The sequence below is a fragment of the Leptospira ilyithenensis genome (assembly GCF_004771005.1).
Lineage (GTDB): Bacteria > Spirochaetota > Leptospiria > Leptospirales > Leptospiraceae > Leptospira_A > Leptospira_A ilyithenensis.
In genome coordinates, this window is record NZ_RQHV01000066.1 from 108,047 (window position 1) to 132,021 (window position 23,975).

Sequence of the window (23,975 nt, forward strand, 5' to 3'; positions counted from 1 at the left end):
AATTTAACTCTTGTTGGTTGGTTTAGGGAGCGGATCGAATCCGCCTTCGTGTAACGGGTGACATCTGGAGATTCTTCTTAAGCTCATCCCGAATGCTTTGAAAAAGGAGTAGGTTTGAAATGCTTCTTTTGCATATTCCGAACAACTTGGCGTAAAACGACAAGCAGGCGGAAGTATCGGAGATACAATTTTCTGGTAAAGAAATATGAGTAAGAGAGCGAGCCGGTTCATTGGGGTTTTTGGAAGATAGAAAGGAAGATTTCTTCTCTTTCCTTCGGCAATTTCCGTGCAAAATCGATATGAGCTAAGATTGCAATGTCATTGCCTGCGGGAAAGGCAGACAAATGCAAACGAACCAGTTCCTTCAAGAGTCGTTTCGTTCGATTTCGGTCTACGGCTGATTTGTGGGACCTGTCGGGACAGAATAAAAAGCAGGTGTTTTCCGTCCCGTTCTTGCGGGAAAGAAAGCTAATAGGAAACCTACCTGCTTTTTTGGCACTACGAAAGAGTTCTTGGATCCTCGATTTATTGCAAAGAGTCTCCGAAGGAAGCTCCTATCCTAAAACTTTCTCCCGATTTTTTCGTCGGAGACAGTCAATTTGTGGCGACCTTTTTTTCTGCGGTTGCTGATCACATTTCTTCCGCCTGGAGTTGCCATTCTTGTTCGGAAACCATGAGTTCTAATGCGTTTCGTGTTGCTCGGTTGGTATGTACGTTTCATGAAAATTACCTAATTTATATATAATCGCGGAAAAAAAGAGTCTTTTGAGAAGACTTTTGGTACCAATCTGGAAGTCAAGGGCGAAATCGGATTTATCATTAAGATTTGTTTCCCTGAATGAAAATCCATCGAATCTCCCTATCTTGACTTATGCGACATAATATTTCGCGGAATCTTTAAATCCCCCACCCTGTTTAGGGTTGGGGGGTGTGGCTCGTGGGCTGCCGGTTTCCACCTAACACGTTTTATCCTTTCTTTCCATTTCTTTTGGTAAAACCCAAAAAATATTTCAAAAAACTTCGCCTTTTTGCCAAACCTCATTGGTCTATGTTAGGTGGGCGCTTCGGATTGGATTTGTTTTGTTGAAATTGAACCAGGAAACGACCGTGCTCTTCGCTCCAATTTTCGCGTTCCGCGAAAGATTTCCGCTATGATCCCTAGCGCGGGGATGTTCCTGGATGGGAATAATCCTTGTTAAATGGATTAGGATCATATTATTAAATCTTTAAATTTAAAATCTACGATTATCAATAAACCATCCCAGACTGAACTTATTTCAAGCCAGTTGAAATCAACAAAGAGGCATCTTGGTTCATAAAAATATTTTTACCATGATGGAAAGTTTTTATTTCTATCGTATTAAATCCTGCATCGGTAAGTAAGGATTTTAGATCCGTATGTGCAAATCCGTTATGTACATTCGGGTGGCTGACTTTTTCATTCTTATCAAAGTCAACAATAATTAACTTTCCATTTGTATTTAAGACCGAATAAAAACGTCTTAGTATCTTGTTAACATCCGGAATATGGAGAAGAACGAGTGAAACGATTATTATATCCGCTTCAATGTTTGATGTGGTTTTAGTAAAATCAGAATCAATGACTTCCGCATTTTTTATGTTACCTTGAGTGATCTTTGCTTCTGTTATCTCCAGCATTTGTTCCGAAGAGTCCGTTAATAAGAGCTTATCAACCAAAGTAGATAACTCTAGTCCAACGAGTCCTGTACCACATCCGTAATCCAGCAGTGATTTATTTTTGCTCTCTTTTAGCTCCGGTTTGATGGCATTAACTATTATTTTCGCTAATTCTGTTCTTTCCTTTGTATCATATTTGTTTGCAATCTGATTGAATATATTATTTTCCATAAAGTCGTTCTTTCGTTTTTATTTAAACTATCCATATCTCTTGATTGTTCGTTTTTTTTATATTTATGTCACTTTTACGATCTTATTTTCTTTTTAAAAAATCATTCCCTCCCATTTCATTTTTAAAAATCCTGTGAGGTATGTCACAACTCCCCCCTCCCAAGTCACCGAATAATTCTGCCGTCGAGACCCGCCATGTAGTTATGCCCGATCATGCGAATCATTACGGAACAGCTTTCGGAGGAGCCATCATGTCCTGGATTGATCTAATTGCTGTTATGGCAGCACAAAGACATTGTGGTAGGGAAGCGGTGACCGCAAGTATTGATCGGATCAATTTTATTTCCCCCATTCAAATAGGGGATTATGTTCATTTGAAAGCAATGGTCAATTACGTAGGAAAAACTTCGATGGAAGTTGGTGTGCAAGTAAACAAAGAAAATCCATACACAGGGGAAAGCTTGCGTGCCACAACCGCCTACCTCTCGTTTGTTGCTTTGGATGGAAATAAAAAACCGACTCCGGTTCCGGAATTGATCTTGGAAACTCCTACGGAAATCCGTCGGTATGAAGAAGGAAAACTGCGAATTGAAACCGCAAAAGAGCTGGCAAGAAAAATCAAAGATAGCAGGATGTGAGATCGTCGGATTTTCGCTGATTCTATTGATTTTTTCCTCAACTCGGAGCATAATAAATAATCGCAACACCGATCAAAGCAATAGACGCTCCGATGATATCGAATTTATCGGGAATATAACTGTCAAATTTCCAAGCCTATAACGGTTTACTTTCATTGAGCCAAAGCCATACCAAACAACTTCCGCCGATTTCGTATATTCCGGCAAAAATAAAAATAGCGGCAGTCTTAAAGATTGTTATCTTTTCCATTAAGTTTTATCATTTATCCGACGATTTAGTTATTTGTCAAATCCCCAAATTCTTTATGATCCCTTTTGCCTGCTCCACAAATAGAGCTTCTTCCTCTTCAGTATAAGGAACAAAAATCCCTTTTTGAAACCGGACTGCCAGATGGGCATATTCAATGCAACCCGCAACAGTTAACTCCGGTTTGGCTTTTCCTTCGTAAATTTTGACATCTCCGTTATTCGGTACAACCAAAGATCTTGGTGGGATTTTTTTCCCTCCTCGGATCATACAACCCGCTGCGATCTGGCAACCATCACCTATCACTGCTTTGTCGAGAACGATAGAACCGATGCCCACAAGTACACCGCGACCGATCGTACATCCGTGGATCATTACATTATGCCCCACAAGACTCCAGGCTCCGATGGAAATGGGAGAGCGGGAGTCGGTATGCAATGTGGAATTGTCCTGGATATTTACATAATCTCCCAATGCGATTTGATTCATATCCGCACGCAAAACGGCTCCCGGCCATAAGGAAACGGATTTACCGAATTTTAGCATTCCAAATGCAGTAGCCTCTGGGTGGATAAATGGGTCGGAAAATTCAGGAATTTCGGAATAGTTCATAGATTATGAGTCATTCAACAGTGATTTTCCAATTGTTTCAAATTTTTTAAATATTTGGGAACCTTTTCTTTTCTTCGGGGTTTAATCATTAGTAAGGAGTAAAAATGAAAGAATTCCCCGTAAAGACGATGTTTTTGGTGACCATGTGCACTTACATGAGTTTGAGTGCCGAGCCTCCACCACCGCCTCCACCGGGACCTTTTATGGGACCACCACTTGGAATCATCTTTCCTTTCCCTGATCCGGAAGGAAAGGAATTCGAAAAATTAGCACAGGATTTGAAGCTTACCAAAGAAAAAAAAGAAAAGATCAAGTCTTCTTTGGATAAAAAAGAGAGTCTTCTAAAAGAGAAAGTGGACAAAATGTTACCTCTGCATGAAGATTTAAGATCCATTTTGGAATCCGAAAAAGTTGACTTAGCGGTTGTTAAATCAAAATTACAGGAAATCAGCAATACTCAATTAGACATCCGGATGATTCAAATCCAGGGAAGGCTTGAATTTGAATCCCAATTGAATCCGGAGCAAAAAGATACACTAAAGACCATTAACAAAAAACGTATGGAAACCATGCGGTCCAGAAGAGAACCTTTTTCCGGTCCGGATCGTTTGGAATGTGTAGAACCTAAAAAATGACCGAAAACGAATTAGTTCATTCTATCGAAGAGAGTAAAACGACTGTTCTTCGGGCGATTCAGAAGAATCTGCCCGAGGATCTTTTTTCTTTCGTCGAAGATGTAACTCAAGAGACTTATCTGAGATATTATCTTGCGTTTAAAGAAAAACCTCCGTTAGCTGGAGAGTCCCTTCACAAATGGCTTTATGTTGTAGCGCGCAATGAGTGCAGAAGGGCTTGGAGAGATAACAAAAAAACGGGAAGTCTGCCGTTTCAAATATCGGATGATCTTACCGGAATCGAATCTTTGTATTCGTTTCCTACAGTGGAAATCGATCATGAGAACAGGGACAAATGGGTGAGAGCGCAAATCAACGAATTACCGGAACCGTTTCGTCAAACTACGTTGTATCGCTTGGCGGGACATAAGGTAAATAAAATAGCCCAACAGTTAGGAGTTTCCGCAGGCACTGTAAAATCAAGGCTTGCTCGGGGACGGGAAATGCTTGCAAGATTAATGAATAAAAATCAAAAAGAACAGGAGCTGGATTTATGAACGAAAATTTGAAATCTAATTTAGACCAAACCATTGATCAATTGATCCAAGATCCGCAATTTTCGAAAAGGGTAGCTTCCCGTGTTTTGAAAGCAGCGGAACAACGATTGGTTCCCGCCAATAATGGCTTTCCTATTAAGTGGATTTATGCGGTGGCGAGTGCTTTCTTTTTTGCCATAGGGATTTCTCAATTTTTAAATTTTGAGATGGAAGAGGAAAATTACAGTCCGCTTTCCCAAGATTCTGCGATAGAGATTTCCGCACCTGAAAAATCGGAATCTTTATGGGAAGAAACGGATTCGATTATACTTACTACCTTCGGATCCCGCTGATCAACCCTTAAACAAATCTATCAATCTCACATCCGACGATTGTAATATCGTCTTGGTGTGAGTTTTCCATAATGAACTGTTCTAGATTTTCAACAATCGATCTGATACTTTCATCTAATGAAAGTTTATCTGATTCCTGCAATATTTCATAAAGACGTTGTTCTCCGAAAATTTCGCGGGACTTATTGAATTGTTCAAATGCACCGTCCGTATAGAGATAGATACGGTCTCCTTCTTCTAAAAAATACTCCGTACATTTATAGATGGTATGATCCATAAGGCCGATGATTTTCCCTGTTCTAGGTAGAATTTTTTTCTCACCTGCACGGAGATGGATTTGATCCGGATGACCTGCGGATGCAAAATAAAGTTTTCTTTTTTTCAGATCAATGTCACAAACCGCACAGGTAAATATGGTTTGTACATTATGGTACTTATTGATAAAAATCTGATTCAAATGAAAGATAAGATCATTGGGAGAATCGTACATGATCTTCAGAGATTCATATTCCGCCTTGATCGCCATCGTAATGAGTGCCGCTTGGATTCCATGACCTGTTGCGTCCGCGATAAAAATCCGGTAATGATCGGAATTCACCTCAGTCATATCGTAAAAATCGCCGCCCACTTCATTCATGGATTGATAAAAAGATCCGAATTTGATCCGGTTGTCACTGATTGGGGTTTGCGAAAAGAAGGTTTGTTGTATTCTTTTCGCAACGTTCAAGTCCTTTCGGATATTGAATAAGGACTCATCCAGGATTTTAGTTCTTTCCCTTACCTTCTCTTCCAAAGTGATCAAAGCTTCTTCCTGTGCTTTTACTTTTTCCTCTTTTAATTGATTGATCTTGCTTGCAAGCGCGAGAGAAAGTATGCCCGCTTCCAAAGTAGAACCGATTTGATTGGAATAAATTGTGATCAGGTTTGCAGGCAATAGTCCATTTTGCATAAGAGTATATAGTAAAATACCGACAAGAAGAGTACTCCATCCCAACAAAAATAATTTTGCCCGTTTGTTTCCCGAACTATAATTCAATAGAGCAACACCAAACACTGATACTACGAATATCTGAGCTATCAAATTTGCCATTCGGACCAGGTAGTTTAATCCTAGAAAAGGAAATCCGAAGAGTAAGTATAAGAAGGTTGCCGATATAAGAACCCAAAGAATCCGATGGGAACGCGGATTAAAATCTTTTAAGTTCAGGGATTGTTGTGCAAACCTCCATCCGAAGATAACTGAAAAACAAATAATGAAACTCCCGCTTCGATTATGAATTTCGGGATGATCATAAGTTAGAAACTGATTGAGGATTCCATTCAAATAGGCTTGTACACACAGATGGGTAAAGATGGAGATGGAATAAAGTATATATACTCCCTCTTTCAGAATAAAATAGATGAAGAGATTGTAAAGAACCATGATAAAAATGGTTCCATAAAAAAAACCGAGAATCATATTCTCCCGATTTTCTTTCAGATAAAATGCTTCCTTTGTAAAAAAACGAAGCGTATAACTAATATTTGATGTTGACTTTGTTTTTACGAAAAATATCTTTTTTTCTCCAATAGGCCATTCCAATTCGAAAGCGACTGACTTGGAAAAAGTATCCCATTGCGTATGAGGAGTGAAATCTCCACCTTTTTTGATCGGTATGATGTTTCCTTTTTCATAAACGATCACTTCGTCCAAATGGGCATTGCCCAAATCGAAGATAATTTTACCGGAAGAAGAATGATTTGTTGCTTCGATTCGCAACCAAACCGCTTCCGATCGAAATCCGAATGCCAGATTATTTTTTAGAACAGCTGTAAATGGAATTTTTCCATCCGAATCCGAAACGAAATAATTTAAATTATAAAAGGAAGAGGTTTCCGTTATATAACCGATCTTTTGCGGAATGAAAGTATCGTTCTTAAGATATTTTTGAATTTGTAATTGGGAACAGGAAACAACTAATAGAAAAGGTATGATCCTAACCAATCGAGCAAACATAAGTCTTCTCGATTGAATTCATGAATTCGACTTTGTCAAAGAGAATTTAACGAAGGGTCAGTCCCGATTTTTCCGCAAGTTTTACCAACTCATCGGAAAGTTCTTTGAACCTTTCTTGGGTAAAAGTTTTTTCATACGACATAAGACGAAATCTGTATGTCACTGATTTTTTCCCTTCTCCCAAATTGCCTCCTCGGAAAATCGTATGAACCCAACCTGTCTCTATTTCAGGAATGTTTTTGCTTTTGACTAGATTCAGATAATAATCCGTTGATTCCGTTTCATTCATTAGAATGGAAAGATCCAATTGACCTTGCGGAAAGGAAGAAGGAGCTTTGAAATGGCTTTGTCTTCCTTCTTTTTCCCAAACTTCCAAAAGATTCAACAGGTTGATTTTACCGACAAACGCCCGTTTTTTGAGATTGTATTTGTCGGCAAATCTGGAATGTAAAATACCCATTTCAATGATCGTCTTGTCTTCAACCTTATAGGAAAGTCCTGCGTTCGGATGCAAATAAGGCAAACTTTCTTTTGTCCAAAGTCCGGATCGTACATTCAATACTTCGAAGATCCGGGATATTTTATGTCGAAGGGACACAAATTCGGAATCAATAGTTTGGTAATCATTTTGTTTTGCCGAAGAAAGACTGATGAAACCGATCCAACGGTTTTCCAAAGCGAGTTCATTTTCATTTAACTTATGATAGGTGCGACCGACTTCAAATAAATCGACGATTTCAAAACGATCTTGATTGTTTGCCGCTTGTTTGATGAGTCCCGGCAAAAGTGAAGCTCTGAGAACGGAATATTCTTCCGGCATTTCGTTTGCTATTCCCAGAATGTTTTTTTCTTTTTCTCCTTCTATTTTTGATTCTTCCGAAGAAGAAAAAGAGTAATTATAAACTTCATGGAATGTCAGATTGTTTGCAAAGAACGCTTTCGTTCTTCTTTCCAATTCCCGCAAAGGATTTCGGATAGGGGTCTCGACTGCCAACGCCAAAGGTTGCACCGGTATGGAAGCGTAACCTATCGTGCGGCCGATTTCTTCGACTAAATCTTCAGGTATTGTGACATCGTAATTTTGACGGAACTTGGGAACTTCCACTTCTATCGAATCTCCCGAGGTTTTTACTGCAAACCCGAGTTTTTCCAGGATCTTTTGAATTTCCACAAGACTTATGTCTTTGCCGAGTTTGGAATGAAGAAAACGCAATGTGGTTTCGATGATTACTTTTTTAGAAGCGGTATGGTTGAACCCTTGCGGTTCAAATCCTTTTGCATCCGGATTTCCATTTTCGCGTAATAGTTGTAAGGTGCGTGCAATCACTGGCAAACATGTGGAAGAATCCAAACCTTTTTCGTAACGAACGGCTGATTCCGAACGAATGGAGGTTTTTCGAATGGATTTGCGAACATCCTCTCGTTTGAATACTGCGGATTCCAAAACCAAGTCTACAGTGCTTTCGCCGACAGCGCTGTCTTTTCCTCCCATTACCCCTGCAATGGCAACCGGATCGGAGCCGTTTCTGATCAGTAGTATATCTGGTGTTAGTTTTTGATCGGAATCATCCAATAGGCCGAAAGATTCGTCTTGTTTTGCAAAATCGACTTGAAACTCGGTCGATTTTAATTTGACCCGATCGAAAAAATGAGTCGGTTGACCAACCTCTAACAAAAGATAGTTGGAGACGTCGACAACATTATTGATGGATCGGATCCCGCATTTTTCCAAACGGGATTTGATCTTTAGGTTGGACGGAGCGATCTTTATTTTGGGAATGGATGCAACGTTATAGGAATGTGCGTTCCCGTTTGACTTTACCGTCAAACCGTCGTTTCCTTTTTGGAAATCTTCTTTTGCGGAAAGCGGTTCGAAATGAAGAGGAATTTCCAATTGGGAAGAAAGCTCTCTTGCAAATCCGAAATGGCTCCAAAGATCCGGTCTATGTGTGATGGATTTGTTATCAATGGTAAGGATGGTGTCTTCCCAATTGAAGAGTTTACGGATGGAAATTCCAAGCTCTGTAGAGCTTGGAAAAATCAAAACCCTGGAGGAAACTTCCGCAAGTCCCAATTCTTTTTCCGAACAGTACATTCCTTCGGAAGGAACTCCTCGTAATTCGGAAGATAAAATTTCTTTGCCGTCGAGCTTTGTTCCGGGAAGTGCGAGAGGAACGATATCGCCTTCTTTGACATTCGTGGCACCGGTCACGATCTGGTATTTTTTTTTGCCATCGGTACATTCGGTGACTTGTAGTTTTTCAGCGTTGGGATGTTTTGATAATGAGGAAATTTTTACAGTAATAACTGATCTTAGGTGGTGTTTGTATTCTTCAATATCGTCTATCTCGCAGACGGATGTATTGATTTTTTCAATGACGGCATCGAAAGGGACAGAATTTAACGGAAGAAAGTCGTTTAGCCAGTGAAGAGAGAGTTTCAAGCGGTTTCCTTAAGTGTAGGAAACCGAGAGATTAGGAAGGGGTCAATCGGAAATTCCGAGCTTTTCCTTAAGAAATTTGATACAATCGGGACCGGAGAGGGGCTTTGAAAAGTAAAAACCCTGAACGGAATCGATTCCATCCACAATCAACCTTTCCACTTGTTCCTTGGTTTCCGCACCTTCCGCCACAACACTCAAACCTAAGTTATGCGCCAGGTTGGCCACTGCATGAACGATCGTATCGGAGTCTTTGTCGATTGTAATTTCGGAAACAAAGGAACGATCGATTTTCAAACAGGAAATGGGCAGTCGTCTCAAATATCCGAGAGAACTGTATCCTGTTCCGAAATCGTCGATCGCAATGGTTGCTCCCAGTTCACGGATTGCCTTCATAGTTTTTACTGCGGCATCCGCATTATCCATAAGAGAACTTTCCGTGATTTCCACTTCCAGGTCTTTGGCATCGACTCGGAAGAGTCGGAGGTTTTCGGCAATGATGGAAATCAATTTTTCATGTTTGAACTGTTTGGTAGAAATATTGACTGCCATGCTGATTCCCTCGATCCCTTCTTCTCTCCAGAGTCTTAAGGTTTGGATGGCAAGTTTGAGAACCAGCTCTCCGATAGAGAGAATCATTCCGGTTTCTTCCGCGATCGGAATAAATACATCGGGAGGAATCATTCCTCTTTCCGGATGATTCCATCGGATCAGAGCTTCCACTCCGATCGGTTTGTAAGTTTGCAAATCAATCTTCGGTTGGAAGAATAATGTGAATTGGTCTTTTGCGAGAGCCATTCTCATCTGGTTTTCGATTTCCAGTCTCTGAACAACTAACGTTTGTAATTCTTCCGTAAAAAACACATAACAACTCTTTCCCTGTTGTTTTGCCAGGTTTAAGGCACTATCGGCATTTTTTAAAAGTGAGTTGGAGTCTTTTCCGTCATTCGGATACAAAGCGACACCGATGGATACGTTAACGAAAATCTGTTCCCCTTCGATGACAAACGGATGATTCATCGCGTCAAGAATGCTTTCACAAACAACTCCCGCATCCCTTTCATTCATAAGGTCCGGTAGAACAACTGTAAATTCATCTCCTCCTTGTCGGGAGATCAGATCATAGGATCGTACACTTTCTCTTAGGCGGTAAGCCATGAGTTGGACGACTTTGTCTCCGAATTCATGGCCTCGGGAATCATTAATGAATTTGAAATTATCAATGTCTATTGCGAGAACTCCCACCCAGTTTTCGTGTCTTCTTGCTTCTTCGAATATGGGAAAAAATTTATCAATGAGTGAATTGCGGTTCGGGAGATTGGTAAGCTGGTCAAAGAAGGCCATATAAGCTATCTTTTCTTCCGCTTGTTTCCTTTGGGTGATATCGACGAAAGCTACGGCGAGACCGAAATTATCCAAAGGAATCGGAGTCGCCAATATCTCAAACCAGGTTACTTTTGCATCTTTAATCAGCCCAAGTTCCATATTGCGGATTACTTCTTTTTGTTTCAAAGCCCTCATTAAACTGGAATTTCGCGGATACATTTTACTTCCGTTAGGTTGTAGTAAAGTGTACTTTCTTAAATTCAAAGTTCGGTTTAGAGCTTCTCCGTCCTGTATATCAAAATACTGTCTTGCAGTGCGATTGGTTTCTACTATTTTCCCTTTGGCATCGGTGATGGCGATGCCCATGGGAAGATTGTCGAAGATGGATTTGTATTTTTGTTGTTGTAGAATGAATTCGAAAGAGATATCTTTTTGAATGGTGATGTCTCTGTCGATGGCTATGATGATCTGCGATTCCGAGAGGGGAATTGCGAGCCACATGATCCATACATCTTCCCCCGATTTTGTTTTCAACCGGTGCTCGAAGTTAATGATTGTTTTTCTATCTCTAAGGTCGGTTAATGCATCTACGGATTGATCTCTGTCATCTTCATGAATCAGGTCGAATAGACTTCTTCCTACCATTTCCTTTTGAGAATATTCTAAAGAGCGTGCAAAACGTTCGGTAACTGAAATGAACTCTCCTTCCCAATTGAAAATTTGCAAACTATTCGGAAATTGAGATAGGATAGGATATAACGAGTCTTCTAAAGTTTTAGATGTGTTTTCCGCTTCATTTCGCATGCAAATCTTTGCCTAAAAAATAAACTGCTTCGATTGATCCTGGGAACTCGAATCCTTCAAAAGGTGACCAACCGGACTTACTTTTTATCATGCTTTTCTCAAAGACAAAAGGCTTTTTTAAATTTAAAACGGAAAAATTTGCCGCATAACCTTCTTTAATCTCCCCAAAGCCCGATCCGAATTTTTCCGGTAAATACTGTTTGACAAAATCTCCGGGATTTTTTGCACAGATTCTTGCAATCGTTTGTAAAGGAATGTTAAGAATATTTATCATATAAGTTACAAATAAGCCGTAAGTATCCAATTGTGAAATTCCGCTCGTTCCTTTTTTCTTTTCTTCTATACTATGAGGAGCATGATCGGTTGCAAGAAAGTCGATGTGGCCGTCAAGTATTCCCTTTACCATTGCTTCCCTGTCTTCTTTGCCGCGGAGAGGCGGATTCATTTGAAACCAGATTCGATTATCATCTGTTAGCATGGAGGTATCGAACATAAGGTGAGTCGGTGTTACTTCGCAGGTAACATTCACTCCACGTTTTTTAGCTTCGATGATTTTATTCAGACCGTCTTTAGTGGAATAGTGGCAAAGTTTTCCCTTTAGATTGTATTTTTCAATCAAGGAAAGTGCAAATTCGGTTGCAAGTGTCTCGGCTTCTTTCGGTCGGCGCTCTTCGTGAGTAGGTTTGTTTTTGTTTTCTGTCAGTATCTCGGGATCTTCGCAATGAAAACTCACATCCTGCCCCTGATAATGTCGGATCGTATTTTCGAGACTGACGTTGTCTTCAAAAAATAATTCTCCTATGGAAGGTCCCATAAACACTTTATAGGGAACTTTCTTTAGCAATGGTTTGGTGGCAGGACCGATCCCTGCGTAAAGAGTAATATGTATCGGTGATTTTTTCGTAAGTGCCAGTTTGTCTTCGTAACTCTTGTCATCAACCGGCGGAACAGGATTGTTCGGCATATCGGCCACATGCAAAACGGCACCTCCTATTCCTGCATTCCCCGCAGAGACAAAATCTTCCTTATAACAGTGTTTTCCGCTTACATCTTCGCGTGCATGAATGTGGATGTCACCAAATCCGGGAAATATAATGCTTTCATCACCAAACAAACGTGCATCGGAATCGACGGATCTCTTTACTTCTTTGATAAGCCCTGTGGCTTCGTCAAAAACAACCGTACCTTTGAATTCTTCCGTATGTGTTACGATTCTACCTGCGATTTTTCCCATTTGGTCGTTCCTAAGGAGTGAAGTGATTTAAAATAAGTGAGGGGAAGGAATTTATTTCGATGTGCACTGAAATTAAAAAGTCTCTAGATTTCTATAGATCAAAGCCAAAGTATCCCCTGTTGTTTTAGCTTACAAATCCAATAAATTAAATAACCGGCGATTTTGTATTCATTGATATTTTCAATTTCCTCCGGATGGAATTGTTTAATTCTTCTTACATCCAGAATATATCGCAAAGTAGCTTCAGTTGTAATTGGTACAGAGAGAAAAAAAGAATTTTTAAATTCGTTGGTTAGAGTATGATTTTGGCAAAGATCATACCAAGTAGAAAAAATAAGATCAAGCCGTTCTTTTGCTTTTTCCGATTCCTCTTGGGTAAGAATATCAGTTGGAACTTTCATCCAAAAAGTCCGCGAGTTTGTAATTTGCTATTGAGTATTTTACTTCTTCTTTCCAGGTATTCGAATTAGAAGAGGATGCGTTATTATCTAGCCTAACAACCACATCACGTAAATAATCCGAATCAGAAATTAACTGTTTAGCAAGTTCTAAGTCTTTTTGAAAGCTTTCGTTCATAAGAACTCCAAAATTATTATCTCAAATCCCATTGGTAAGTGTAAATTAAAATTCATTTTAATTCCCCTCTTAGAAGTACAACTAGAAATTAAAATCTTTGTTAGAGAGATTATGTCACTATCTGCGGAAATTCATCTCCACTTTTCCAAGATTTCTAATATTTCGCTTCCAAACTTTTCCACTTTGGCCGGACCGATTCCTTTGGTCGCTTCCAGTTCAGAAAGAGTTCTGGGTTTCCTTTCCGCAATGCGTTTCAGAACGGGGTTTTGGAAGACCATAAATTTTTTCCATTTGAGCTGACGGGATTTTCTATCCCGGTAATTCATCAATTCACGTAATATCTGTGAGTTGACAGTAGGAGTTTTGGTCTTTTTTACCAAGCTTTCGGAATCGCCTTCTTTCCCAATTCTTTTCTTTGCGGGAGAGAATTGAGGAAGGTAGAGTTTTGGGTATTTGGAGCCTGCGACTAGGATTTTTCTTTGTTCCGTCCAGGATTCCAATTTGGCAATGATTGCTTCTTCCGGGATATGTTTTAGTTTTGCGTGGAACGGGTTTCTTTCCATTCGGTAACGAAGTACGTCTTTCGTGGTTTTACCAGCTAACGTCTTCGCTATGATGGTCTTTCCGAAGACTCCGGGATGTTCCGCTAAAAAACTTAAGATCCATTCCTCTTCGTTCGAATCGAATTCATAGGTTCGTTTCTCTTCTTTTTTGCGCTGTTTGATTTCTTCCGCATGCAAAAAATCCTTTCTGTCTTTTCCATTTGTGGAATGGGAACAGATGTCGCAAGATCCGCAAGGTTCGATCGACTCTCCGAAGTATTCGCAAAGTTGAACCTGCCTGCATCTTTCCTGATTGGCATAATCCTTGATATGTTTGAGTAAACTGTCTCCTCCTTTGAAGTTGCTTTCTTTGGAGATCATAAACGCTTGGGTGGCTACGTCCGCATTTTTGTAAAATAACACGCATTTTGCGGAATTGTTGTCTCTTCCGGCTCTTCCGGCTTCCTGGTAATATGCTTCGAGAGAGGCGGGAACCTGGTAATGAACCACCAAACGTACATCAGGCTGATCCATCCCCATTCCGAAAGCATTCGTTGCCACAAGGATGGGAACCTTTCCTCCTGTGTAAGCATTTTGAGTTCGTTCCCGAATTCCGTCCGTGCGTCCTGCGTGGTACTTCCCTGCAGTGAATCCGAAATCTTTTAACAATTCAAACACTTCATCCGTTTTTTTGCGGGTGGCGCAGTATACTATGGTACGTCCTGCAAATTTTTTATCATCTTTCCAAGGTTCCAAAAGTTCCAAAAGGCGATCGGCCTTATCACGTTCCGAATTAGGATATTCCACGGAAAATTTAAGATTGGGACGAAAGAAAGTGGAAAGCACCATTCGGGGGGATTTCATTCCCAAAGCGGCTTGCACATCGGTTCTTACTTTTTCAGTAGCGGTGGCCGTGAGTGCCAAAATAGGAAAGTTAGGTGAAGGATGCCTCTCTCTTAAAAAATGTAGCTGTCTGTATTCGGGACGGAAGTCGTGCCCCCACTGGGAAACACAATGGGCTTCATCTACAACGAGGGAAAATAAATTCATTTCTTTGAATACTTTTAAGAAACTAGGAGAGAGGGCTCTCTCGGGAGAAATCAAAAGAACACGCAAAGAACCGTTTACAGCCTGCGCTGTTGTTTTCATCTGCATCAGTTCGTCTTGCGTGGAATTGCAAAATGCGGCAGGTATTCCTTTAGAAAGCAGACTCTCCGTTTGATCTTTCATAAGAGCGATAAGTGGTGAAATAACGAGAGTTAGTTTGTCTTTTTGGAGACTTGCCGGCAATTGGTAGATGAGTGATTTGCCGGCTCCCGTCGGAAGAATGGCCAGAGTGTCTTTTCCGGAAAGGACGGACTCGATCGCTTCCTTTTGACCGGAGCGAAACTGGTTGAAGCCAAACTGGGAATGAAGAGAAGTTAAAAGATCCAAACAAGGAATAGGATAAATCCAAACGGATTTTGGTCAACACCTAAACGGATAAGTAGGAGGTTCGGGAGACAACCGGAACGGAATAGGAAAACATCAGCAGCAAAAAGCAAATGAGATTCTGAAAATCAGTCGTTTTTTCACTTTAATAATTCCATCCCGTCTGAAACTTGTAATAACCATTCATGCTTTTTAATACTTTTGTATTCGTTCTATTCTTTATAGCTGTTTATGCGGTATTTCTAGTTTTCGGATACTTTGCTAAAGATCGCTCTTGGGCACTTCGTGCACAAAATCTATGGTTACTCGCCGCCTCTTATTTTTTTTACGGATGGTGGGAATGGTTTTTTCTCACTCTTATCTTTACGAGTACTTTCATCGACTACTTCGCGGCACTTGGAATCCAACGTTCCAAATCCGGCAGGGGCAAAAAACTTTTTTTAGCATTCTCCATCGTAGCGAACTTGGGGCTTCTATTTACGATGAAGTATTTCGATTTTTTTACTTCCAGTTTTGTATCGTCATACAATGCGTTAGTTGGCAATTGGGGAGGAAACCCTCTTTCCTTCGGCTCCATCATGGTTTTGCAAAACTTTGTCCTGCCTGTGGGAATCAGCTTCTATACTTTTCAGACCATGTCGTATACAATCGATGTGTATCGCGGACAGATAGAACCCGAAAAAGATTTTTTTGATTTTGCACTTTTCGTAAATTATTTTCCGCAACTGGTGGCAGGTCCGATCGAAAGAGCGGTGGACTTGCTTCCTCAATTGAAAAGACCGAAGTTTCCTACTTTGGATGTACTTCCTTTGGCACTTTGGGATATCCTTTTGGGTTATTTTATGAAGGTCTATGTTGCGGACAATCTGGCAATGTACATCGACCAGGTATTTCTAGGCGGCAAGGGAATGTATCTTGCGAATCCCGGACTCATCGCAACGGTTGACGGAAGTCAGATCTTCGTGGCTTGTCTCGGTTTACTCATGCAAGTCTATTGCGACTTTGCAGGTTATTCTTTCATTGCGCTCGGTACGTCCCGCCTACTTGGCGTTACATTGACTGTCAATTTTGAAACTCCCGAGTATTCCCGTAACCCTATCGAGTTTTGGAATAGGTGGCATATAACATTGAATCGTTGGTTTCGGGATTATATTTATATTTCCCTCGGTGGAAGCCGTTTTGGAAAATTCAAACAACTCAGAAACCTGTTTATCATCTTTGTAGTCTCCGGATTTTGGCACGGAGCCAATTGGACATTTGTCACCTGGGGAACCATGCAAGGAGTTTATACGGTAGTTTACCTGGCTTTTTTCGCTCCTAAAAAGAAAGAAGAGGAAATGGAAAACAAAATTACATTCAAATCCTTCGTATCAGGTACTGCGTCCCGTATGTTGATCTATGTATTGGTGGCCGTGAGCGGTGTTGCATTTCGAAGTTACGACGGAAGTATGATGTTGCTTTATTTTCAAAAGGTATTTTGTTTTTGGGATTGGAGTCTTGCTCCGACCAATGGTGTGAAATCATCCTGGATTTTATTCCAAGAGATGTTAAAAATCACTCTTCCTCTCTTTATCCTGGATGGAATTACTTATTTCAAAAAAGACAGATACTGGTTTTATAAATACCATTATCTCATACAGGCGTTTATCTTCTGCGTAGTCGGATTTTTGATTCTAACCAAAGGTATATTTGGAAAAGAGGTGATCTACTTTGCGTTCTAAATTTATCGGAATTCTATTCGCCTTATCTTTTTTCGCGGTACTCGAAATCATTATTCGACTAACGGATATTTATTATTTCGAACAACCTGAAATCTTTTTCGTAAATCTGAAAAAAAACTATGTGGAGTCCGGCAAAGCCGACGCCGATATTATTGTGTTAGGTGATTCTCGTTCGATGGCATTGGAAGGATATTCTCCCAAAAATGACAAGGAATTTTCCGTATATAACCACAGTCTTCCCGCGATGGGACCGAAGTACTACCGATTCTTTCTGGACAAATATCTGAATGCTGGAAACAAAAAGCCGAAAATGGTTCTGTTTGCAGCTTCGCCTAAGCTCTATTCGTCGGGTTACGGGCCTCCTCTTTATGATCCCAGCGGAAAAGTCGTCGCCTCGAACGAAAGCATATCCCAATATGTTGCTCGGAGATGGAGGGAAGGTTGGGAAAAAAATATCTTTCAGTCCCCTAAAAAAGAAAATATCATTCGTTACGGCGGAAAGCAGGATGATGCGGACCAAATTCTATGGGAATTTTTCGGTCATAGATACCTTCACCAGTTTTCCATTTCCGAACTTTGGAATCAATACGAAGGTGTGGAAAGATTATTTATCATTTCCAAGGCAATTCCTCTTCTTTACCAATCCTATCGTTTTCATGGCGGAATTCGAAATTTGATCAGTTCTTCCCATTGGAAACTTTCCAAAGACTATCTCGCCAAATCAAAGTTTTGTGAAGATTGCAAAAACGTGGAAGCAGGACTTTGTATGCCTTCTCATTCCCAAAGAGAAGACAATCTGATCATCCAAGACCAGATCGAACGTCATCTGGGTAAATACAATATTTCCAATCGTGTAAATCCCGAACTTGCTGCCTTGGCCAGAATCCAGGCAAAAGAAGAAGTCAGAAATATTTCACATAACGCGGATATTACGAGTTTTGAAAAACCGGATTATTTGGTTTTGAAAGATCTGATAGCTTATACGAAAGAAAAAGGAATCCGGTTCGGTTTTGTTTATATGCCTTGGATACGGGAGAGGGAGAATGTTCCCGAGGTTCAATACAAGTTGGGTGAACTTCGTAAATTTTTAAATGCCAATCCTGAAGTAGGTTCTTTCTTTTTCCCGGATTCGGGTTACCCAATTGATTTTTTTGTGGATAACATCCACTATGATTGCAGGGGAGAGTCCAGAGTGAATGCGGAATTTCATAATTTTATTTTACCGGAAGTCTTTCGTTTTTTGCAAAATAGAGAAAAATCCAATTGATTTCCCTTTTATAGACCTTCTAATTGAAAGACTCAAATGAAACTGAGAGGAATCCCATTCATGTTCTCTTTTAGAAGTATTCTTTCTTCCCTATTTATAGGGTTTTTGCTCATTACTTCCCTTTCCGCACAAAATCGGTACGGGCTTTTCATCGGAAGCAATTACAAGGGTAATACGGCGAAGATCCCCGAGTTAGGCCTTTGTGAAGCGGATGCTACATTCCTTCGGGACAAGATCCAAAAAAAAGGCAATTTCAAAGATATCAAAGTTCTATTGGGTCAGATGGTGACTCGGGACAATATCAAAAACGCGATCTCCACTCTAGGGAAACAAGCAGGCAAAAACGATTCCGTAATCATCTATTTCTCCGGTCACGGTATGTATCAGAAAGATGCAAAAGCCAAAAACGGAATGCGCAATTATTTGATTTGTTACGATCGTCCCCATGTTTCGGATGAAGAGCTCAATGAATTTTTAAGCGATATCAAATCTCCCAAAACAGTTCTTGTGATGGATTGTTGTTATTCGGGAGGAATTGCCAAAAAAGGAAAAAATACCAGAGGTGCTTCGGATGTTCCGATTGCACAAGGCAACGACGGAGTTGTACGTCAAAATCCGGAAGATTATTTTTTCCAGGACAAGGCTGTGATTTCTTCTTCCGATTCGGATGAAACTTCCATCGAAGTAGGCGGATCAATCAACCACGGTATTTTTACATACAACCTGGGTTTGGCTTTGGACAAAGCGGATTTGAACAATGATTCGGTGGTAACGGCACTGGAAGCATTCTTTGTTGCAAAAGACGATACGGTCAAAATGGCAAAACAGTTCAATCATCAGCAAAATCCGCAAGTTTCGGGAAATGCAGCAGGGATTTTTCTAACAGGTTCTCCAAAGCCGCAAGATCCTCCTCCACCTCCGCCGAACATTGTGATCAACGAGCCGATCAAACCTCCTGAAACAAACAATACGAATAACAACACTACAAACACAACCAACAACCAAACACAGGTTACCCCTGAACCGGAAACAGTTCCTTCGAATGATACTACCGTTCCTATTCCCCCGATCGTAGAAGTAGAACCTCCTGTTGTGCCTTCGATCACGACTGGTGATATTTTGATTCGGACTTCCATCATCAAAGACAAATCCTACGGAGGTGTGGCTTCCAAGTCCCCCTATGATTTGTTGAACAAACAAGGCAAACTCAGCTCTTCCAAAGGAACTGCAGAGGACAAACTGAGAAAGATAAAGGTGCTAGTGGATGACCAAGAATACAAATCCACTGTCACTACGGAAAAATCCAAAATTTGGGGCGCAATCACCAAAAACGGAACTTTGGTTCCAGGAGATATCTACAATATCAAAATCGACAAACTTCCGGCCGGTGTGCACCAGATTGAAGTGAGAGCGGACAATTACCCGATTTATAAAACCGCGGCGGCTGTGATCCCTAAACAAACCACAAATGTGGATGTGATCAATTCTATGGATGGGTATGGCGCGATCCAAGGGAGAGTTTTTTACAAAACCCTGGACAACCCGATTGAAAAACACCCGATCTATATGCCTACTGTGGTAGCTACCAACCAAATCTTCAAAGTAACGACTGACAAAGACGGATATTTCTGGTTTACCAACTTGAAACCGGGCAAATATGAAATCAGAGCCAGTTTTATGGAAGAGATGAAGTTGGAGAACTCGGAGATCATTGTAACTCCCGGAGAAGTAACAAAAGTAGATATCATCCTCAACAAAAAGTTAAGCTACACCAAAACGAAGTATTAAATCTTAAAGATCCTCGGGCTTTCCTTTCGGACTTAGATAAGCCAATCACAATCTTGCTTCCAGCAGGGGTTCGTGGTTGGCTTTTTTATAAAATTCACAAAGAAAAAATCTTAATTTTCTATAAGAACCAGGGACAAAAAAGGAGTTTGTGCTTAAAAATTTCTTAAGAATCTGACTTTATATCATGAGTGATTAAAATTAATCTAATTTGGATTAATTTTTTCACTTTTTTCTTGATTTTTAACTAAAACGAGGTCATTAAGCAGGGTTCTTGATTTTTCGGGATTGAAATTAATCGGGTATTTTTGTTTAATAGAGCCATACAAAACAAAAAGAGGGATCTCCCAAAAGAGGTTCCCTACTCTAGAGAGGAGTAAAAAGACTATGAAACTAACAAAAATAATCGCAACAGGGGTTCTAGGATTTGGTTTAGCAACTGCTAATCTTTATGCACTAGATACAAACGAAAGACTTGAACTATTGGAAAATGCTGTGATCGAACAAGCATCTACTCCAGCGCAAAAGTCTGCCGTTTCGGAATACCTTGCGAACGTGGCCAAAGAAAAAACCGAACTTGCACAAGCTCTTCGTGACAGAGCTCGAGTTTCTCACGGTGGGAAAATCATTTCTCAGATCAATGAGCAAAGAGATTTGATCAAACGTGCAGAAGCTCTCGAAAGAGAAGCTCAAAAATACAAAAAAGTATCTATGAGTTTTGCCGAGGCAGGAAAGCAAGTCGCTAGCAACTAATCCCAAGCTTTCAGCTTTACGGTTGCAAAAGGTCAGACAGATGCCTGGCCTTTTTTTATGCCCTCCCTTTTTCCCAATCGACAGACGATCCAAGGATTTCTAAACCATCATATGTGACATAATCAATATATGGTTGACAACACCCCGGAAAACTCAGAAAAAAGACCAAACCGAAAGTATATGGTACCATTGGCATTATTTGTCTCTGGTGTGATTGCTTTGGCATTGATCCTTCATTGGGTGAAGAGCCCGAAACCCATTCAGAAATTGGTTTTTGAAGGTTTGGAAGTTTTGAAGCCCACAGATTTAATGGGTTTTTTGGAAGTGGACCCGGAAAAAATAGGTCCTGAGATGGTTGGTTGGAAGGATTGGGAAAAAAAACTTTTAACTCACCCGAGGATTAGAAAAGTTCGGGTTTCTCGGGATAGGGAAGGTTTTCTTGTGATCACCTTACAAGAAAAAGTTGCAGAGTTCGGTGTTCACGTGGGAGATATGTTATACGAGATTGATGAAAACCGTGAAATTATTTCACAAAACCAAGTTCTAGCGGAAAGCCTGATCGTTTTGTCCGGTGATTTTCCTGTGACTGGGAATGTGGTTCAAGGTACTCAAATTGAAGATATAACAAAAGAAATGCGAAAAACCATACTTAGTTATCCTGCTCTTCGGACGAGAATCTCCGAAGTATCTTTGGAAGACGACGGTGATGTTGTTGTTTATTTAAAATCTCCGTTCCGGGCAAGAGTATTTATGGGAGATAAACTGGATTTTTATTCGATGCGTAAATTATACGCCTCTCTTGCTTATTTAGAAACTGAAAATATAAAAGCTTCCACAATTGATTTAAGGGGAGAAGACGCAGTCTATCACTGATATGGAAGATGCACCCATTGTTACAGCATTAGATCTAGGTTCATCTCTTGTCAAAGTTGTGATCGGGCGCCTTGTCAATGAATATGAAATTGAAATCATAGGAACAGGTTCTTATCCTTCCGGTGGAATCAAAAACGGTTCCATAGTTAATATCGAAACTACTACAAAATCCATCATCGAGGCATTCGGCGATGCGGAACTTATGGCAGGTCAGGAGATCGGCGCTGTTGTTGTAAATGTTTCCGGCAAATCAGTGCACGGATTCAATGAAAAAGGAATCATCGCAGTCACAAACAGAGAACGTACTGTTTCCGAGATGGATATTATGCGTGTTGTGGAAGCTGCCCAATCTGTTCATGTTCCGGGCGACCAACAAGTCATTCATGTTCTGACAAAAGAATTCAAAGTGGATGACCAGGTAAATATCAAAGACCCCATTGGCATGACTGGTGTTAGGTTGGAAGCTGAAGTGCATATCGTATCCTGCGGTTCCACCGCTTTGAATAATATTGATCGTTGCGTGGAACAGTCGGGACTCATTCAAATGGATCGGGTCTTATCCTCGCTTGCTTCTTCGGAAGCGGTTTTGACCTCGGGCGAAAAGGATTTGGGAACCGTAGTCGTCGATATCGGTTCGGGGATTTGTGATATTATCGTTTATGTGGATGGAGGGATTGCTTTTTCTTCCGTAGTACCCTTCGGCGGATTCCATATAACAAGCGATCTATCGATTGGTTTGAAAACTACGATTGAAACGGCGGAAATTCTTAAAAAAAGATACGGTCATACGCAGATAGACCAGATAGATCCCACCGAAAAAATAGAAATTCCCGCCATTTCGGGAAGAACGGCCCGTTCCATTTTCCGTCAGGAATTGGTGGAAATCATGGAGCCCAGAGTCAGAGAAATCTTAGAAATGGTGGATCATGAATTGAACAGATCCGGTTTTAAACCCGCGTTAGCCGGTGGAGTTATCCTCACCGGAGGAACATCCTTGCTTCATGGAATCGATGTTTTAGCGGAAGAAGTATTCCGGTTGTCTGTGGGACGTGCAAAACCCGCCGGTCTTACCGGCCTTACGGATAAAGTTTCTTCGCCGGAATATGCAACGGCAATCGGTTTGATTAAATATGTTTCAAAATTGCAGAACTTAGAACAGAGAAATATACATTCTAATTCTGAGCAAGATAGTTTGATGAAGAAGGTTCGTCGTTGGATGGAGAATAATCTCTAAGGAAAGTCTATGTTGTACCTAGAAGAAGAAAGAACTAGCCCGGCCATTATAAAAGTAGTTGGAGTCGGTGGCGGTGGAATGAATGCCGTAACAAGAATGATCAACTCTGCAATGAAAGGCGTTGATTTTCTTGTAATGAATACCGACGAACAAGTATTATTGAAATCTCCTATTGAGCATAAAATCCAATTGGGCACAAAAGTGACCCGTGGGATGGGTGCTGGCGGCGATCCTGAACTTGGCCAAAAAGCAGCTTTGGAAGACAAAGATCGAATTGTTGCCGCTTTGAAAGGAGCCGATATGGTTTTCGTCACCGCCGGAATGGGCGGAGGAACAGGAACCGGTGCCGCTCCTATCATTGCTGCCATTGCAAAAGAAATGAAATGTTTGGTTGTAGGTGTAGTGACCGTACCTTTTTCTTTCGAAGGAAAAAGACGTGCGGATCTCGCCAAACAAGGTTTAGATCTTCTACGTTCCAATGTGGATACACTGATTACGATCCGCAATGATTCTATTTTTCAAGTTGTGGAAAAAACAACTCCGGTAGATCAGGCCTTTCGAGTGATCGATGATATTCTATTAAACGGTGTTCGCGGGATCAGCGATATAGTCAATCATCCTGGAATTATCAATGTGGATTTTGCCGATGTCAAAACCATTATGAAAGATACAGGCGATGCTATTCTGGGTGTAGGAGAAGGTCGCGGAGAGATGAGGGTTACGGAGGCAGTAGAGCAGGCCGTCAACAACTCTTTGTTAGAAGATTCTTCCATACAAGGAGCCAAGTCTCTGCTCATCAACGTAACCGGGGGTAACGATCTTACCATTCATGAATGGAATGAGGTATCGCAAATCATTACAGCGCAAGCGGACCCGGATGCAAACATCATCATCGGCTTAAACGAAGATATGAGCCTGGAAGATAGAATTCGAGTGACTGTGATCGCCACCGGTTTTCAAAAGAAAGGATTCCAAAGACAAAGTGCGCGTGAGTCGAAAGCAGTCGGTGCTGAAGAACAAACAGTTGCTCCCATGGTATATCTTCGAAAAGCAGAAGAGAGAGGGAAGTCGGATAAAGAACCTTCTCATTTTGAATCTAATCGTAATTTTAAATCGGGGGGAGG

At 40.8% G+C, this 23,975-nt stretch carries 21 protein-coding genes and 3 pseudogenes; 11 read left to right on the plus strand and 13 right to left on the minus strand.

Annotation, left to right across the window (positions count from 1 at the left end; genetic code table 11):
- Positions 1-3 precede the first annotated feature (3 nt).
- The 4 genes and pseudogenes from yidD to EHS11_RS19490 form a co-directional block, all read right to left on the minus strand.
- Positions 4-231 carry a membrane protein insertion efficiency factor YidD gene (yidD, locus tag EHS11_RS19475; RefSeq protein ID WP_135766060.1) on the minus strand — a complete coding sequence of 76 codons (228 nt, stop codon included), beginning with the start codon at positions 229-231 and terminating at the stop codon, positions 4-6.
- Positions 228-530: pseudogene (locus EHS11_RS19480) on the minus strand (ribonuclease P protein component); the annotation flags it as partial. The pseudogene EHS11_RS19480 and the gene yidD, both read right to left, overlap by 4 nt.
- 29 nt (positions 531-559) lie before the next feature.
- Positions 560-721 carry a 50S ribosomal protein L34 gene (gene rpmH, locus EHS11_RS19485; protein ID WP_109021925.1) on the minus strand — a complete coding sequence of 54 codons (162 nt, stop codon included), beginning with the start codon at positions 719-721 and terminating at the stop codon, positions 560-562.
- A 551-nt stretch (positions 722-1,272) separates the two neighbouring features.
- Positions 1,273-1,869 carry a class I SAM-dependent DNA methyltransferase gene (locus tag EHS11_RS19490; protein WP_135766061.1) on the minus strand — a complete coding sequence of 199 codons (597 nt, stop codon included), beginning with the start codon at positions 1,867-1,869 and terminating at the stop codon, positions 1,273-1,275.
- Between the two features lie 140 nt (positions 1,870-2,009).
- Here EHS11_RS19490 and EHS11_RS19495 point away from each other — a divergent pair, with 140 nt between their 5' ends.
- Positions 2,010-2,507 (plus strand): acyl-CoA thioesterase, encoded by a 498-nt coding sequence (locus EHS11_RS19495; protein WP_135766062.1) that lies wholly within the window; start codon positions 2,010-2,012, stop codon positions 2,505-2,507.
- Positions 2,508-2,544: 37 nt separating this feature from the next.
- On the opposite strand, the pseudogene EHS11_RS19500 reads toward EHS11_RS19495, so the two are convergent.
- Positions 2,545-2,757 (minus strand): annotated as a pseudogene (locus tag EHS11_RS19500) (YnfA family protein).
- Positions 2,758-2,793: 36 nt separating this feature from the next.
- A complete protein-coding gene (locus EHS11_RS19505; RefSeq protein ID WP_135766063.1) occupies positions 2,794-3,366 on the minus strand; it encodes a gamma carbonic anhydrase family protein in 573 nt (190 codons plus the stop codon).
- Positions 3,367-3,470: 104 nt separating this feature from the next.
- On the opposite strand from EHS11_RS19505, the gene EHS11_RS19510 reads away from it, so the two are divergent.
- From EHS11_RS19510 to EHS11_RS19520, 3 genes are read left to right on the plus strand one after another with little or no spacing between them, the layout of a single operon-like run.
- Positions 3,471-4,001, plus strand: coding sequence for a hypothetical protein (locus EHS11_RS19510; RefSeq protein ID WP_135766064.1), 531 nt, complete (start codon positions 3,471-3,473; stop codon positions 3,999-4,001).
- On the plus strand, positions 3,998-4,537 hold the full coding sequence (locus EHS11_RS19515; RefSeq protein WP_135766065.1) for an RNA polymerase sigma factor: 540 nt from the start codon (positions 3,998-4,000) through the stop codon (positions 4,535-4,537). Before EHS11_RS19510 ends, EHS11_RS19515 begins: the two co-directional genes overlap by 4 nt.
- Positions 4,534-4,869, plus strand: coding sequence for a hypothetical protein (locus tag EHS11_RS19520; protein WP_135766066.1), 336 nt, complete (start codon positions 4,534-4,536; stop codon positions 4,867-4,869). Before EHS11_RS19515 ends, EHS11_RS19520 begins: the two co-directional genes overlap by 4 nt.
- A gap of 7 nt (positions 4,870-4,876) precedes the next feature.
- Here EHS11_RS19520 and EHS11_RS19525 read toward each other — a convergent pair whose 3' ends face one another.
- The 7 genes from EHS11_RS19525 to EHS11_RS19555 form a co-directional block, all read right to left on the minus strand.
- Positions 4,877-6,865 (minus strand): SpoIIE family protein phosphatase, encoded by a 1,989-nt coding sequence (locus EHS11_RS19525; RefSeq protein ID WP_135766067.1) that lies wholly within the window; start codon positions 6,863-6,865, stop codon positions 4,877-4,879.
- Between the two features lie 46 nt (positions 6,866-6,911).
- On the minus strand, positions 6,912-9,308 hold the full coding sequence (gene pheT, locus EHS11_RS19530; protein ID WP_135766068.1) for a phenylalanine--tRNA ligase subunit beta: 2,397 nt from the start codon (positions 9,306-9,308) through the stop codon (positions 6,912-6,914).
- 42 nt (positions 9,309-9,350) lie between these two features.
- Positions 9,351-11,435, minus strand: coding sequence for a putative bifunctional diguanylate cyclase/phosphodiesterase (locus EHS11_RS19535; RefSeq protein WP_135766069.1), 2,085 nt, complete (start codon positions 11,433-11,435; stop codon positions 9,351-9,353).
- The gene (locus tag EHS11_RS19540) at positions 11,425-12,669 is read right to left on the minus strand and encodes an amidohydrolase family protein (RefSeq protein ID WP_135766070.1); all 1,245 of its coding nucleotides are present in this window, start codon (positions 12,667-12,669) and stop codon (positions 11,425-11,427) included. The genes EHS11_RS19535 and EHS11_RS19540 overlap by 11 nt, the downstream gene beginning before the upstream one ends.
- A 98-nt stretch (positions 12,670-12,767) precedes the next feature.
- The gene (locus EHS11_RS19545; protein ID WP_135766071.1) at positions 12,768-13,070 is read right to left on the minus strand and encodes a hypothetical protein; all 303 of its coding nucleotides are present in this window, start codon (positions 13,068-13,070) and stop codon (positions 12,768-12,770) included.
- Entirely contained in the window at positions 13,054-13,245 is a 192-nt protein-coding gene (locus tag EHS11_RS19550; protein ID WP_135766072.1) for a hypothetical protein, read from the minus strand. The genes EHS11_RS19545 and EHS11_RS19550 overlap by 17 nt, the downstream gene beginning before the upstream one ends.
- A 131-nt stretch (positions 13,246-13,376) precedes the next feature.
- Positions 13,377-15,221 (minus strand): RecQ family ATP-dependent DNA helicase, encoded by a 1,845-nt coding sequence (locus tag EHS11_RS19555; protein WP_135766073.1) that lies wholly within the window; start codon positions 15,219-15,221, stop codon positions 13,377-13,379.
- 182 nt (positions 15,222-15,403) lie between these two features.
- Here EHS11_RS19555 and EHS11_RS19560 point away from each other — a divergent pair, with 182 nt between their 5' ends.
- The 7 genes and pseudogenes from EHS11_RS19560 to ftsZ form a co-directional block, all read left to right on the plus strand.
- Positions 15,404-16,939 carry an MBOAT family O-acyltransferase gene (locus EHS11_RS19560; RefSeq protein WP_135766074.1) on the plus strand — a complete coding sequence of 512 codons (1,536 nt, stop codon included), beginning with the start codon at positions 15,404-15,406 and terminating at the stop codon, positions 16,937-16,939.
- Complete coding sequence (locus tag EHS11_RS19565) at positions 16,929-18,206, plus strand: DUF1574 family protein (protein ID WP_135766075.1); 1,278 nt, start codon at positions 16,929-16,931, stop codon at positions 18,204-18,206. Before EHS11_RS19560 ends, EHS11_RS19565 begins: the two co-directional genes overlap by 11 nt.
- A 60-nt stretch (positions 18,207-18,266) precedes the next feature.
- Entirely contained in the window at positions 18,267-19,994 is a 1,728-nt protein-coding gene (locus EHS11_RS19570; RefSeq protein ID WP_135766076.1) for a caspase family protein, read from the plus strand.
- 384 nt (positions 19,995-20,378) lie between these two features.
- Positions 20,379-20,744: an LIC_10421 family protein gene (locus EHS11_RS19575; RefSeq protein WP_135766077.1), complete on the plus strand. Its 366-nt coding sequence runs from the start codon at positions 20,379-20,381 to the stop codon at positions 20,742-20,744.
- Positions 20,745-20,924: 180 nt separating this feature from the next.
- On the plus strand, positions 20,925-21,617 hold the full coding sequence (locus tag EHS11_RS19580; RefSeq protein ID WP_246048088.1) for a cell division protein FtsQ/DivIB: 693 nt from the start codon (positions 20,925-20,927) through the stop codon (positions 21,615-21,617).
- Position 21,618: 1 nt separating this feature from the next.
- Positions 21,619-22,851: a cell division protein FtsA gene (gene ftsA, locus EHS11_RS19585; protein ID WP_135766079.1), complete on the plus strand. Its 1,233-nt coding sequence runs from the start codon at positions 21,619-21,621 to the stop codon at positions 22,849-22,851.
- A gap of 9 nt (positions 22,852-22,860) precedes the next feature.
- Positions 22,861-23,815: pseudogene (gene ftsZ, locus EHS11_RS19590) on the plus strand (cell division protein FtsZ); the annotation flags it as partial.
- Between the last annotated feature and the right edge of the window lie 160 nt (positions 23,816-23,975).

Bases quoted from the DNA above. Each gene is read 5' to 3' on its own strand.
- EHS11_RS19515 (WP_135766065.1), top strand. From the start codon at position 3,998: ATGACCGAAAACGAATTAGTTCATTCTATCGAAGAGAGTAAAACGACT.
- yidD (WP_135766060.1), bottom strand. From the start codon at position 231: ATGAACCGGCTCGCTCTCTTACTCATATTTCTTTACCAGAAAATTGTA.
- EHS11_RS19575 (WP_135766077.1), top strand. From the start codon at position 20,379: ATGAAACTAACAAAAATAATCGCAACAGGGGTTCTAGGATTTGGTTTA.
- EHS11_RS19495 (WP_135766062.1), top strand. From the start codon at position 2,010: ATGTCACAACTCCCCCCTCCCAAGTCACCGAATAATTCTGCCGTCGAG.
- rpmH (WP_109021925.1), bottom strand. From the start codon at position 721: ATGAAACGTACATACCAACCGAGCAACACGAAACGCATTAGAACTCAT.
- EHS11_RS19570 (WP_135766076.1), top strand. From the start codon at position 18,267: ATGTTCTCTTTTAGAAGTATTCTTTCTTCCCTATTTATAGGGTTTTTG.
- EHS11_RS19550 (WP_135766072.1), bottom strand. From the start codon at position 13,245: ATGAACGAAAGCTTTCAAAAAGACTTAGAACTTGCTAAACAGTTAATT.
- EHS11_RS19520 (WP_135766066.1), top strand. From the start codon at position 4,534: ATGAACGAAAATTTGAAATCTAATTTAGACCAAACCATTGATCAATTG.
- EHS11_RS19545 (WP_135766071.1), bottom strand. From the start codon at position 13,070: ATGAAAGTTCCAACTGATATTCTTACCCAAGAGGAATCGGAAAAAGCA.
- EHS11_RS19560 (WP_135766074.1), top strand. From the start codon at position 15,404: ATGCTTTTTAATACTTTTGTATTCGTTCTATTCTTTATAGCTGTTTAT.
- EHS11_RS19540 (WP_135766070.1), bottom strand. From the start codon at position 12,669: ATGGGAAAAATCGCAGGTAGAATCGTAACACATACGGAAGAATTCAAA.
- EHS11_RS19525 (WP_135766067.1), bottom strand. From the start codon at position 6,865: ATGTTTGCTCGATTGGTTAGGATCATACCTTTTCTATTAGTTGTTTCC.
- EHS11_RS19535 (WP_135766069.1), bottom strand. From the start codon at position 11,435: ATGCGAAATGAAGCGGAAAACACATCTAAAACTTTAGAAGACTCGTTA.
- EHS11_RS19505 (WP_135766063.1), bottom strand. From the start codon at position 3,366: ATGAACTATTCCGAAATTCCTGAATTTTCCGACCCATTTATCCACCCA.
- EHS11_RS19580 (WP_246048088.1), top strand. From the start codon at position 20,925: ATGGTACCATTGGCATTATTTGTCTCTGGTGTGATTGCTTTGGCATTG.
- EHS11_RS19490 (WP_135766061.1), bottom strand. From the start codon at position 1,869: ATGGAAAATAATATATTCAATCAGATTGCAAACAAATATGATACAAAG.
- ftsA (WP_135766079.1), top strand. From the start codon at position 21,619: ATGGAAGATGCACCCATTGTTACAGCATTAGATCTAGGTTCATCTCTT.
- EHS11_RS19510 (WP_135766064.1), top strand. From the start codon at position 3,471: ATGAAAGAATTCCCCGTAAAGACGATGTTTTTGGTGACCATGTGCACT.